Annotated in this window: 10 protein-coding genes; 6 read left to right on the top strand and 4 right to left on the bottom strand. The window is 54.7% G+C overall.

Annotated features, from left to right (window positions below; all coding sequences use genetic code 11):
* Positions 1-46: 46 nt before the first annotated feature.
* The 4 genes from mntR to AB4K05_RS04095 all read left to right on the top strand — a co-directional run bounded on the left by mntR (position 47) and on the right by AB4K05_RS04095 (position 3,940).
* On the top strand, positions 47-520 hold the full coding sequence (gene mntR, locus AB4K05_RS04110; protein WP_368478749.1) for a manganese-binding transcriptional regulator MntR: 474 nt from the start codon (positions 47-49) through the stop codon (positions 518-520).
* Positions 517-1,629, top strand: coding sequence for an anion transporter (locus tag AB4K05_RS04105; protein ID WP_368478748.1), 1,113 nt, complete (start codon positions 517-519; stop codon positions 1,627-1,629). Before mntR ends, AB4K05_RS04105 begins: the two co-directional genes overlap by 4 nt.
* Before the next feature lie 192 nt (positions 1,630-1,821).
* Complete coding sequence (locus tag AB4K05_RS04100; protein WP_368478747.1) at positions 1,822-3,198, top strand: glycoside hydrolase family 1 protein; 1,377 nt, start codon at positions 1,822-1,824, stop codon at positions 3,196-3,198.
* A 25-nt stretch (positions 3,199-3,223) separates the two neighbouring features.
* The gene (locus tag AB4K05_RS04095; protein ID WP_368478746.1) at positions 3,224-3,940 is read left to right on the top strand and encodes a GntR family transcriptional regulator; all 717 of its coding nucleotides are present in this window, start codon (positions 3,224-3,226) and stop codon (positions 3,938-3,940) included.
* Between the two features lie 80 nt (positions 3,941-4,020).
* Here the strand turns inward: AB4K05_RS04095 and ldtB are convergent, their stop codons facing one another.
* A complete protein-coding gene (gene ldtB / locus AB4K05_RS04090) occupies positions 4,021-4,941 on the bottom strand; it encodes a L,D-transpeptidase (protein WP_368478745.1) in 921 nt (306 codons plus the stop codon).
* 216 nt (positions 4,942-5,157) lie between these two features.
* Between ldtB and AB4K05_RS04085 the strand changes: the two genes are divergently transcribed.
* A complete protein-coding gene (locus tag AB4K05_RS04085; protein WP_368478744.1) occupies positions 5,158-6,750 on the top strand; it encodes an ABC-F family ATPase in 1,593 nt (530 codons plus the stop codon).
* Positions 6,751-6,843: 93 nt separating this feature from the next.
* Here AB4K05_RS04085 and AB4K05_RS04080 read toward each other — a convergent pair whose 3' ends face one another.
* Together AB4K05_RS04080 and AB4K05_RS04075 are read right to left on the bottom strand one after the other, a co-directional pair.
* Complete coding sequence (locus AB4K05_RS04080; protein ID WP_368478743.1) at positions 6,844-9,210, bottom strand: TIM-barrel domain-containing protein; 2,367 nt, start codon at positions 9,208-9,210, stop codon at positions 6,844-6,846.
* 14 nt (positions 9,211-9,224) lie between these two features.
* Positions 9,225-10,526, bottom strand: coding sequence for an MFS transporter (locus AB4K05_RS04075; protein ID WP_368478742.1), 1,302 nt, complete (start codon positions 10,524-10,526; stop codon positions 9,225-9,227).
* 299 nt (positions 10,527-10,825) lie between these two features.
* On the opposite strand from AB4K05_RS04075, the gene AB4K05_RS04070 reads away from it, so the two are divergent.
* A complete protein-coding gene (locus AB4K05_RS04070; protein ID WP_368478741.1) occupies positions 10,826-11,929 on the top strand; it encodes a LacI family DNA-binding transcriptional regulator in 1,104 nt (367 codons plus the stop codon).
* Here the strand turns inward: AB4K05_RS04070 and AB4K05_RS04065 are convergent.
* Positions 11,896-13,161, bottom strand: a complete 1,266-nt coding sequence (locus tag AB4K05_RS04065; RefSeq protein WP_368479155.1) for a DUF1479 domain-containing protein — start codon at positions 13,159-13,161, stop codon at positions 11,896-11,898. The genes AB4K05_RS04070 and AB4K05_RS04065 overlap by 34 nt on opposite strands.
* Positions 13,162-13,195 lie beyond the last annotated feature (34 nt).

Below are 13,195 nucleotides of genomic sequence, written 5' to 3'. Positions count from 1 at the left end.
AACTTGATATGACGCGTTCAGGCGTCACACATGATGAGGAAGTTCTATGGGACGTCGCGCAGGTACGCCAACAACAAAAAAAGTGACGCAGCTAGTGAATGTCGAAGAGCACGTTGAAGGATTTCGTCAGGTTCGTGAGGCGCATCGCCGAGAGCTGATTGATGACTACGTTGAGCTGATTTCCGATTTGATCCGCGAAGTGGGAGAGGCGCGTCAGGTTGATATGGCGGCCCGACTTGGGGTCTCTCAACCGACGGTCGCTAAAATGCTTAAACGACTGGCGGGCGTCGGGCTGATTGAACAGATCCCGTGGCGCGGCGTGTTTCTGACGCCAGAAGGTGAAAAGCTAGCGCAGGAGAGCCGCGAGCGTCATCAGGTGGTGGAAAACTTCCTGCTGGTGCTGGGCGTTAGCGCAGATACGGCGCGCCGCGATGCGGAAGGCATTGAACATCATGTTAGCGAAGAGACGCTGGACATGTTCCGTCAGTTTACCCACAAGCATGGGCAACAGGCTGAATGAATTTTCCGTTTATACGATCGCTGATACGCGATCGTTTTCTCCATCTGCTGTTGATTATCGGCGTGGTGCTGAGCTTTTTCGTTCCCTTCCAGCCAGCCGATTGGCCGGCGGCGATTGATTGGCACACCATAATTACCTTAAGCGGCCTGATGTTGCTGACCAAAGGCGTTGAGCAGAGCGGCTATTTTGATGTACTGGGGCGAAAAATGGCGCGCCGGTTTGTCACTGAACGCCAGCTTGCGCTATTTATGGTGCTGGCGGCGGCGCTGCTGTCGACCTTTCTGACCAACGATGTGGCGCTGTTTATCGTGGTGCCGCTAACCCTGACCTTGAAAAAATGGTGCGCACTACCGATAAACCGGCTGATTATTTTCGAGGCGCTGGCGGTCAACGCCGGTTCACTGTTAACGCCGATTGGCAATCCGCAAAATATCCTGCTGTGGGGCCGTTCCGGTCTGACATTCCCAACGTTTACGTTGCAAATGCTGCCGCTGGCGCTGGCGATGATGGCGACGCTGCTGGTGCTGTGCTGGTTTTGCTTCCCGGCGAAAAAGCTCGAATTTCAAAGCAGCGATCGTACCCCGAGCTGGCAGCCGCTATTGGTGTGGAGCTGTCTGGCGTTCTACCTGATTTTCCTCACCGCGCTGGAAATGAAGCTGGAGCTGTGGGGGCTATTAATCGTCGCCGTCGGTTTTTTATTGCTGGCCCGAAGCGTGGTGTTCAGCGTTGACTGGACGCTGCTGCTGGTGTTTATGGCGATGTTTGTGGATGTGCACCTGCTCACCAAACTACCGGCGCTTAATCAACTGCTCGGTGGCGTCAGTGCGCTCTCCGACGGCCAACTATGGCTAACGGCGATTGGTCTATCGCAGGTGATAAGCAACGTGCCGTCGACCATTTTGCTGCTGAACTACGTTCCACCTTCACTACTACTCGCTTGGGCGGTGAACGTTGGTGGATTCGGCTTGCTGCCGGGGTCGCTGGCGAACCTGATTGCCCTGCGTATGGCGGCGGACCGCCGCATCTGGTGGCGTTTCCATCTCTACTCTATCCCCATGCTGCTGTGGGCTGCCGTGGTCGGCTACGGTTTGCTTGTGATCCTCAAGTAGGCCTGATAAGCGCAGCGCCATCAGACATTATCGCCTCACAACGCCGGATGGCGCTGCGCTTATCCGGCCTACACCCGGCGTAATTTCGCTTCTGGCTCACAAAAATCGCCCCTCACTCTTGCGCCTGTTTTCGCCTTTTTGCTATATGACTAGTCATGAAATTTAAATGACTAGTCATATAGGAGTTCGACCATGAAACCATCACTGCCCGCTAACTTCCTGTGGGGGAATTCAGTCTCCAGCATGCAGACCGAAGGCGCTTGGAACGAGGGCGGCAAGGGGATGTCGGTGTACGATATTCGCGAGCCGAAAGAGTTTGCCTCTGACTGGAAGGTGGCGACCGACTCCTACCACCGCTTTGAAGAAGATTTCGATCTCATGAAAGATCTGGGCATGAACTGCTACCGCTTCCAGATTGCCTGGAGCCGCATTTGCCCAACCGGCGATGGCGAATTTAACGAAGAGGGCATCGCCTTCTACGAGCGCTTCATCAGCGGCCTGATTGAGCGCGGCATCGAGCCGATGATCTGCCTTTACCATTTCGACATGCCGCTGGCGTTGGCAGAAAAATACAACGGCTTCACCGACCGTCGCGTGCTGGATGCTTTTATTCGCTACGGCAAAAAGATGATCGACTGCTTTGGCGACCGTGTTACCTGGTGGCTGACCTTCAACGAACAGAACCTGTTCCACATGCCGGAGGCATTTCTGATTTCTGGCTATATGCAGGGTGACAAAACCCTGCGTGAGCTGTATCAAATCCAGCATCATGTGATGATGGCGCATGCGCATTTGACCCACTATCTGCATGAAACCAAACCGGGCAAACTCATGGGCGGGATGCTGGCCCATGCGCAGGTTTATCCGGCAACCTGCAAACCACGCGATGTTTTCTGCGCACAACAGCTTGATGAATTCTTTAACCAGAATTTGCTGCGCGCCTTTGCAGGCAATGGCTACAGCCCAGAAGTGATGCACTTTGTTGATAAAGCAGGTCTGCGTGATATTTATCTGGATGACGATCTCGCCGTGCTGGCGACAATGAAGAATGACTATATGGCGTTTAGTTACTATGCCAGCCGGACGCTCGACAGCGATCCGATCCCGGAAGGCACCCCGGTCAACAACTACATGTTGTTTGGTGACACGCCGAACCCACATCTGAAAGCCACCGAATGGAACTGGCAAATCGATCCGCTCGGATTCCGCAGCATCATTACCCGCTATTACAATGACTGGCGCCTGCCGGTGTTCCCGATTGAAAATGGGATTGGGGTCATTGAATCTTGGGACGGCGAGAACCCGATTGCCGATGATTACCGTATTGCCTATCATCGCGACCACATCAACGCGATGAAAGATGCGATGTTTGAAGACGGCGCGCAGGTGATTGGTTACCTCGGCTGGGGGCTGATTGATATTCTTAGCTCGCAGGGCGATATGCGTAAACGCTATGGTGTGGTGTACGTCAACCGTGACAACCACGACTTAAAAGATTTAAGCCGTGTGCCGAAGAAAAGCTATGCGTGGTTGAAAACAGTCATTCACAGCAACGGCGAAGAGATGTAATGATTCAGAAAAACAGAGGCGGGTGATGGCAGCGAAGTACATTGCGATAGCGCGGGAAATAAAGAAGCGGATCATCAGTCGGCAATATCCCGCTTCTGAACCCCTACCGGACCAGTTTGCGCTGGCGGCGGAGTTTGGCACCAGCCGCATGACCATTCAGCAGGCGATGCGCCAGCTGATTGTTGAAGGGCTGGTCTATACCCGCAAGGGGCAGGGCACTTTTGTGCGCAAGAACTTCCTTCAGCTTTCAAAGTGGGATGTTGCCGGCAGCGATTATGCGGGTGCCACCGAAACCTGGGGGCATTTGGGCAAAGTCGAAAGTGAGGTTGTGCATTTTGAACTGCGTTTCCCGACTGAAAAAGAGCAGGCCTCACTGCTGATAAATGCCGATGCGCCGGTGTATGATTTTGTCCGTTTAAGGCTGCTAAACGGCGAGCCCTTGTCGCTTGATCTCACGGTGATGCCGGTATCACTGGTGCCGGGATTGAGCAAAGGGCATCTGGAAAACTCGGTGTTTCGCTACGTGCAGGACAATCTTGGACTGAAGATGATGGGGTCGTACCGCGTGGTGCGAGCCATTAAGCCGGACGAACGCGACAGGCAGTACCTGCACTGCGAAGTGGGCGATCCGATTTTGGAAGTGGAGCAGGTTATCTATCTCGACGACGGGACGCCGTTGGAGTATGCACACTGCCACTATCGTTACGATCATGGCGGCATCGTGATTGTGAATAACGGCTAAAAAAAAATGGCGGGTGATAACCCGCCATTTTTACGATCGTTGTCTATGCCCGGTCTGCATAGCGCCGCCGGGCAATCTGCTTAGTTCAGACGAACCGGCATACCGGAACGGTTTTTAACCGCTTGGTCAACGATGCTCTGATCAACATCGGACTGGCTGGTTACAGCCTGTACTGCTTTGTTGAGCGTGACCGGAACGATTTCACCGCCTTCAAACTGCGCTTCAGTCGTCGACAGTGGGTTGTGAACCTCAATAAAGCGGCTGCCGTCTGGCTCAGTGGTGGCTTTCACCGCCTCATCAATAAACTCGACGCGCGTGCCGACCGGCACGTTCTGGAACAGGAACTTGATGTCTTCGTTACGCAGACGCACACAGCCGTGGCTCACGCGCAGGCCGATACCGAAGTTGGCGTTGGTGCCGTGGATAGCATACAGACGGCCGATATACAGCGCGTACAGACCCATAGGGTTATCAGGACCGGCAGGAACAACGGCTGGCAGTGGGTTGCCTGCAGCAATGTATTCAGCGTGCATTTTCGCCGTTGGTGTCCAAGTTGGACCGGCTTTCTTACGCTCTACCTTGGTGACCCAGTTGATAGGCGTATCTTTGCCCAGTTGACCAATACCGATTGGCAGCACGATGACGGTGTTAGTGCCTTTCGGGTAGTAGTACAGACGCATTTCCGCGCTGTTAATCACAATACCTTCATGCACGGTATCCGGCAGGATCAGCTGCTGAGGAATATTCAGCACGGTGCCGCCTTTTGGCAGGTAGGTATCCACGCCAGGGTTTGCTTCCAGCATGTTGGACAGACCCATCTGATACTGGGCTGCGAAGTATTCCAGCGGTTGCTTATTGTCTTCAGGAATCGTGATGACCTGATTCTGACCGACAATACGGCTACCGTTAGTCGGCAGCGGATAGGTGACCGCCGATGCCGAATTACAAAAGCCCACGACAGCAAGCGCCGCAGCGAAAATCGTTTTTAATTTCATGTTCATGTGTGCGAGGTATCAGTGCCTTACGGCGGTTGTTTAGGAATTTAGCCTGTTGGTAGAAGCGCATTATATGTGCATTCCTTGCCGCATGGAATTCGGATGTGTACTAAATCACATTTTTTTCACTTCTGTTACGAATTAGTCTCCAGCGATGACGAGCGCTTTTTATTCTCAATTGTGGCACAATAGGCGGTTTGTCACATTCTTCAGGATACTCCCGTGTTAGTTACCAGCAACGTTACCATGCAGTTTGGCAGTAAGCCGCTGTTCGAAAATATCTCCGTCAAATTTGGCGGCGGCAACCGTTACGGCCTGATTGGCGCTAACGGGAGCGGCAAATCTACCTTTATGAAAATCCTCGGCAGCGACTTAGAACCGACGCTGGGCAACGTTTCCCTCGATCCCAACGAACGCATCGGTAAGCTGCGCCAGGATCAGTTCGCCTTTGAAGAGTTTACCGTACTCGACACCGTGATCATGGGGCACGGCGAACTGTGGGAAGTGAAGCAAGAACGCGACCGCATCTACAGCTTGGCTGAAATGAGCGAAGAAGACGGCTATAAAGTGGCCGACCTCGAAGTGCTCTACGGCGAAATGGACGGCTACTCTGCGGAATCCCGCGCGGGCGAATTGCTGCTGGGCGTTGGTATTCCCGTTGAGCAGCATTACGGTCTGATGAGTGAAGTCGCTCCCGGCTGGAAACTGCGTGTGCTGCTGGCGCAGGCACTGTTCTCAAACCCAGACATTCTGCTGCTCGATGAACCGACGAACAACTTGGACATCGACACCATTCGCTGGTTGGAGCAGACGCTCAACGAGCGCGACAGCACCATGGTTATCATCTCGCACGACCGTCACTTCCTGAACATGGTCTGCACCCATATGGCAGATCTGGACTACGGTGAACTGCGCGTTTACCCAGGCAACTACGACGAATACATGACCGCGGCGACCCAAGCGCGTGAACGTCTGCTGGCGGACAACGCCAAGAAAAAAGCGCAGATTGCTGACCTGCAGTCCTTCGTTAGCCGCTTTAGCGCCAACGCCTCTAAATCCCGTCAGGCAACGTCTCGTGCGCGTCAGATTGATAAAATCAAGCTTGATGAAGTTAAAGCCTCCAGCCGTCAGAACCCATTCATCCGCTTCGAGCAGGATAAAAAACTGTTCCGTAATGCGCTGGCAGTAGAAGAGTTGAGCAAAGGCTTTGATAACGGTCCGCTGTTCAAAAACGTCAATCTGCTGCTGGAAGTGGGCGAGAAGCTGGCAATCCTAGGCGCGAACGGCGTGGGTAAAACCACCATGCTGAAAACCTTGATCGGTGAGCTTCAGGCCGATACGGGTACAGCGAAATGGTCTGAGAATGCGCAAATTGGTTACTACGCGCAGGATCACGCAGAAGATTTCGATAACGATCTCTCTGTGTTTGACTGGATGAGCCAGTGGAAACAAGAAGGTGACGACGAGCAGGTTGTTCGTGGTTTCCTCGGCCGTCTGCTGTTTAGCCAAGACGATATCAAAAAACCTGCCAAGGTACTGTCCGGTGGGGAAAAGGGTCGCATGCTGTTCGGTAAGTTGATGATGCAAAAACCGAACATCCTGGTGATGGATGAACCAACCAACCACTTGGATATGGAATCGATTGAATCGCTGAACATGGCTTTGGAAATGTATCAGGGAACTTTGATCTTCGTTTCTCACGACCGTGAGTTCGTCAGCTCGCTGGCGACCCGTGTGATTGAAATTACGCCTGAGCGCGTGGTGGACTTCACCGGTAACTACGAAGATTACCTGCGTACTAAAGGCGTCGAGTAATTTCCCTCACCCTAACCCTCTCCCAAAGGGAGAGGGGACCGCTCGGTGATGAGGTTTGCTCCCTCTCCCTTTGGGAGAGGGCCGGGGTGAGGGTTATCCCTGCACCCACTCACCGCTTTCTTCGCCGTTAATCAACAGCTTACGCATCTCACCTGCCGGTAACGTTACCTTCAGCGCCTTCCACGCTGGACGATAATCGCCGCGCGTATTCACCTTCAGATTAATGCTCGCACCGTCGCACACCATCTCCCATTCCAGCCATAGCGCATTGCCTTGCTGATAGCCCCACGACTCGCCATCATCCTCAAACAACAGCCCGTTTGTGCTACCGGTGCCTTTGACTGGGAACAGTTTCAACTCACGTGTGTTGTCTTCCACGGCGTTAACAAAGCTAATCCGCTCGCTTAACGGCAAACCTGCACCGGCGCGAACCAGCAGCGGCAGTTTTTCCAGCGGCGCATCAAGCGTGACCCACTGTCCGCCGCTAAACCACGCGCCGGTGTAAAAATCGTACCAGCCGGTTTCGTTATCCGGCAGCCACACGCGACGCTCGCGCTCGCCGGCCTCGACTACGCTGGCGACTAAAATATCGCGGCCCAGCAGGAAATCGTCGCACTCCACGAACGTCTGTTCATCGTGCTCGTGGTCGAGGAAGGTAGGGCGCAGCATTGGCTCATCGTCGGCGTGCGCCTGCCACAGCAGGGTGTAAAGGTATGGCAGCAGACGGTAACGCAGTTCAATCGCGCTGCGGATAGCAGGCGTTACGCCCGGATACATCCATGGTTCATTGACGGTATGATCATCGTTCCACGAGTGAATAGTGAAACGCGGGTGCATTACGCCGTTTTGTACCCAGCGCACGAACAGCTCCGGGTCCGGTTTATCGCCCGAAAACCCGCCAACATCGTGACCTAAGTTGTACAGACCAGAAAGGCTCATCCCTAGCCCCATGCGGGTGTTATAGCGCAGGGTGTCCCAGTTGGTGCGATTATCGCCGCTCCAAGTCTGCACGTAGCGCTGCATCCCGGCGCAGCCGGAACGGGAAATCAGGAATGGGCGCTTGTTGGGCGCAAAGCGCTGTTGAGCTTCCATCGAGGCGCGGATCATCAGCAGCGGCATCACCGGGCGAATGTGCTTGATGGCGATCTCTTTGCCAAAACCGTGGCAGCGCGCCTCACCGTCCCACACCTCAAACTCGTTATTATCATTCCAAGTGGAATCAATGCCCATCTCCAGCAGCTGCTGGGTTACGCCTTCCTGCCACCAGGCCACGGTTTGTGGATTGGTGAAGTCGAGGTGCGAGCCTTCGTCATCCCAGAAGCTGGAACGTTCTGGCGCGTCGCTTTCGGAATCACGAATAAACAGCGCGTTCTCGGCCACTTCGTTGTAGCGTGGGTGATCCTGTAATAGACACGGCTTGATGTTTGCCGCCAAACGCAGGCCTGCGTCATGGAAGGCTTGGCTCATCACCTTCGGTTGCGGCACTTTGTCGTAGTTCCAGTTGAACACATAGCGCTTGCCGTTAATCGAGGTATAACCCGAAGAAAGTTGGAACGAATCGCATGGAATGGCGTGTTCATCACATAGGCGGATAAAGTTCATCAACTGGTTTTGTGCATCGGGCGCATCGGTGTAGTGCATGGTGGAACCGCTGTAGCCGAGGCTCCATTTGGGCCCGAACAGTGTTTTACCGGTCAGACGGACAAAGGCTTTGGTCACATCTAGCACACGTTCGCCGGTGAACAGGTAATAGTCGATATCACCCGCTTCGGCCTGCCAGCGGCGATAGGCAGTGTGGTAGTTATCGATCTCGTTGCCCAGATCCAGCCAGCAGCTGCTGAGGTTGTCGTAAAACAGCCCGAAGCTCACATCATCACGGCGGGTGATGGTAAACGGAATATGTTTGTACAGTGGGTCGGTGCTTACCGCGTTATAACCCATGGCGTCAAGGTTGCGCATCTCATAGCGCTTGCCACCGCGTTGTAAATCCCCGGCTTTATCGCCTAGGCCATAAAAACGCTCGTCCTTACGGCGGCTTTGGTAGTGCGCAACACCGTCGCCGTGGGCGTTAACCAGATAGGCGCTAGTCGGACGGTCGTTGACCAGCGGCTGCCATTCGCCCTCGGCGTTGCGGTAGTGCCACTCGATCCACAGCGGCTGGTGGACCGTCGCACGCAGGGATTCGGTAGCGATAACAACGGTATCGTCCTGCTCGCTGAGCGTCCAACCCGGCAGGCTAAAGCCGCTGAGATCGTCACGGAGGCGACCTTCCCATGGCACATCCTGCGCCGGAGCAATGCTCCAGGTGCGATCAAGTGCCAGCTCGCCTTTGCGTTTCAGCAGTACGCGAAACAGATTCTCTTCCAGTACGTACAGACACAGCGTGTGCTGGCCATCAACACACAGTTCAACGTGATGGTTTGACTGTTTTTGCAGGGTCCAGTTTTTCAGCGTTTTCATTTTTACATCCACTCTCAGGCGCGTTTTGCGCGACGTTCAGCAATAAAGGTGACCAGGAAGAAAGCGCCAATTAGGTCAAAGAAGCCCATGGCGATAAACAGTGGGTTAAAGCCGATTTTGTCAGCGGTAACCCCGATAATCAGGGAGAAAATAAAGCTCGCGATCCACGCGGCGGAACCGCGCATGCCGTTCACGGTAGCCATCTGGCCTTTATCAAAGGACTCCACCACCAGTGCACTCAGCATGCAGGAGATAATCTGGTGGCCGAAACCGCCAATGGAGATGAGCGCAATGGCAACGTACGGACTATCGGTGAAGGCCATCGCCGCCAAAGACAGCATCAGGAAAGCGCCGCTGACCGAGGACGCGACGATTGAATTCACCCGCGAGCAGCCGAACAGACGGACATACAGTTTAGTGAGATAGCCGCTGGCGACGCTGCCAAGATCCGCCGCCAGGAATGGCAGCCAGGCGAAGAGGGCAATTTGCTTGAGGTCCATGCCGTAGGCTTTGGACAGATACAAAGGCACCCAGAAGCTCATCACCGCCCAGGCTGGTTCAGCCATAAATGCCGGGATGGCAATACCGTAGAAACGTTTGTTCTTGCCGACGGTTTTCAGCGCGGTGAGGAACGGTAATTTTACCGCTGGTGCTTCATTGTCTTGGCGAATGTAGTCCAGCTCTTCTTTGCTCAGATTCGGGTGCTGGTCCGGGTTATGGTAGAACGCCCACCACAACACCACCCACAGCATTGCCAGCACGCCGGTAAACATAAATGCGCCCTGCCAGCCAAAGGAGGCATGGGCAAAGTAGATAATCGGTGGCGCGAGCATCGCGCCAATAGAAAAGCCGACGCCCGCCCAACCTGCGGCAACTGGACGCTCGGATTTCGGGAACCATTCGCCAATAGTTTTGGCGTTCGCCGGCGTTGCCGCTGCTTCTGCGCCACCCATAAAGAAGCGCAGAATAGCCAAATGCAGCCAGTTTCCCGCGCCCGCATGCATCAGGCAGGTCAGCGCCCAAAGCCCGGCGCAAATCATAAAGCCGAGCTTCAGCCCAATAACGTCAATCAGCCAGCCGCATAGCGGTTGGAAGAGGGTGTAGGCAATCTGGAATGCGCCGACGATCCACGAGTATTGCTCGGTGGTGATACCGAGGCTGGTTTTCAACTCAGGGGCGAGGATCCCCAGAGAATTTCGGGTGATGTAGTTAACGGTGACGCCGAGTAAAAACAGCACCAGCACCCACCAACGCAAGTTTTTTACTATGCGGCGCGGCTTGCTGACGGCCATTTCATTATTGATACCCTGACTCATAGGGAACTCCACAGGATAGTGTAGGGAACGGTGAGATAACTGCGTGGAGAGTTGTCACACCACTTTTAATAAGCTTTTGATTATCTGCGATATTATTTTTATGATGATCCATCATTCTTGTATGGAAGTTGTTCTACCAATTCACCATAGAAGAGAACAAAAACCCGGGAAAGCAGGTTTGGTGCACGTTTTTTCATGAGTGGCTGAGATACATTACGAATATCTATTTCAGGTCAGGAAACGTAAGGTTTTCTAGTCATGAAAATTCTTTCATTTTCGAATTAGAGGCAGATCACAAAATGGAAAAGAAGCTGAAAATTGCCGAAATTTCCGCGCGCACCGGGCTGTCCGCCAGCACCGTTTCGCGGGTGCTGGCAGGGAAGGCCAACACCAGTCCGCGTGCTCGTGAACAGGTGCTGGCCTGCGCGCGTGAATTGGGGGTGATGGATGGGATGGCCGCGGGACGAATGCTGCTAAATAGCCTGATTGTCTTTGCGCCGCCCCGGGCATTTGATGAGCGCTCGGATATCTTTTACTACCGCGTTATCCAAAGCATCAGCAAGGCGCTGTCGGCTCATGAGGTGCGGCTGCGCTACTGCGCGCTGGAAGAAAACGACAGCGATCCAGCGCTGTTTCTCTCGCGGATGAATGAACCGGAAACCCAGGCGGCGATTCTGTTGGGAATTGACGATCCGCATATTCACGATCTGGCGGCGGATCTCGGCAAGCCCTGTGTGCTGATCAACTGTCGGGACTCACGCATGCGGCTGCCAGCTATCGCTCCGGATCACCGAATGATCGGCGCCTTTGCCGCCCGTTACTTGTTCGAAATGGGACATCGTGAAGTGATGAACGTGATGTGTTTGCGCCGCTACACGATGGAGCAGCGGCTGGCAGGAATTAAGGAATCTTGGCGACAGCACAACCTCGATTTCCAGCACGACCGCGACCTGCTCAACATCAGTAGCTTCAGCGCCAAAGAGGCGGAAGAGAAAGTGGGAGCCTGGCTCGATACCCTCGATGCTAAAGCGCTGCCCACGGCGTGTTTGGTTGGCGGTGATTTTATGGCGGCGGGCACCATCAACGCTCTGCGCCAGCGTGGGCTGCGGGTGCCGCAGGATATGTCGGTGATGAGCATCGATGGCTTTAATCTGGCGGCAATTGAAGATGTGCCGCTGACCGCGGTGCACGTACCGCGTGACGAACTGGGCGTGGAGGCGGTGCAAATGCTGCAACAGCGGCTGATCCGCCCAGAAGCGCCGGTGGGGTCGCTATTGCTTTATGGTCGTTTGGCGGTGCGCGAGTCGGTGCGGCGAGTGCGCCCAGGCAAAGGGCACACCGCCGTGGAGCGGGAAGGCTTGTATGACAATCAGATATCGATGCCGAGTGCGCGCTTACCGTGAATATTCAAATCGGCAAGCGTAAAACGGCCCTGCCAGTTGGCTTCATAATCTTCGCGTGGGAAATCTCCCGGTGATGCGCCGCGCTCCAGCGCCGCCCTGACCTTATGGGCATAGGCGAGATTTTTCGCGCACATTGGGGCGGCGGGGATATACATCACGTTGCCCCAGCCTTGCTGGTTTTCTACCGCCGCCACCGAGTGGATCACATCGCAGTGCCACCACACCGAATCTCCCGCTTCCAGCGCCGGAATCGAGGTTAGCACGCTTATCAGCAGCGGGTGCCACTTCTCAGAAATCGGCAGCACTCTTCCTGGCGCTACGCCGCACAGCTCATCGTCCGGTACATCGTCGAGCAGCGGGCGGAGCAGTACGTAGGCCATTGCTTCTGGAATGGGAACGACATGCAAAAGCCCCTGGTCTGGGATCATATCCGACAGCGCCGTCCAGCCTTGGAAGGTACGGAATACCGAACATTTGGTGGTGTTATCTACCGTATACTCTTCCACCTCGGTACGATGCGCCGCGTTCCACGGATCGTACTGGTCCACGTTACCGTTAAATACGTTGGCGAAGACATTTTGGTAGGCCGGCAGCAGCCAGCGCTCTAATGCGCCGGAATCGGTATGTGCCCCCAGCCCTTTAGAAGTGGTGCCCGGTGGGCGGCGGCGAATACGATCCGGATAAATGACGCTAATATCCGGGTTAAACCACTGCTTGCCGTCGCTCGAAACCTGCCACAGGCGATTTAAAAATGACTGCGCCTGTGCCATCTCCGAACTCTGGCGTGCCTGCATTTGCGCCTGTGACCAGTAGATCGGGTAGATTTCCGGACGTGAGGCGTCGAGCGAGCCAAAAAAAGCGTCGCCGGGGCCCTTATAAACATCGTCAAAATGGTTGAGGTCGAGATAGTCGAGCATTGAACGATCCCACGCCAGCGCCTGTTCGCGCGGGAAGTGAGCTTTAATCACCGCGCATCCCCGACGTTTAACCTCGGCACGCGTGGCGTCGCTGATGCGTCCCGCCGCGATATCGGCAAACGCAATCTCTGGCCATACCGGCTTTCCCTGTGCTTTCAGGGCGTTAATTTCCGCCACGCGGGCCTCTATTCTGGCGCTCAGGCGGTCGAACACCGCCTGCACGTCGCCAATTTGCGTACGCAGCGTTTGCTTCATTTGGCGAATCGCCGCTTTTGGATCGGCAGGGAGCGTTTCGTGGGTAAAGGTAACCGTCATATCAACCTCGTAATCTTTCATTCGAAAGTAAAAT

This window comes from Kluyvera sp. STS39-E, assembly GCF_040932435.1.
In the GTDB taxonomy this organism is placed as follows: domain Bacteria; phylum Pseudomonadota; class Gammaproteobacteria; order Enterobacterales; family Enterobacteriaceae; genus Kluyvera.
This window is presented reverse-complemented; position numbering and strand designations above follow the sequence as displayed.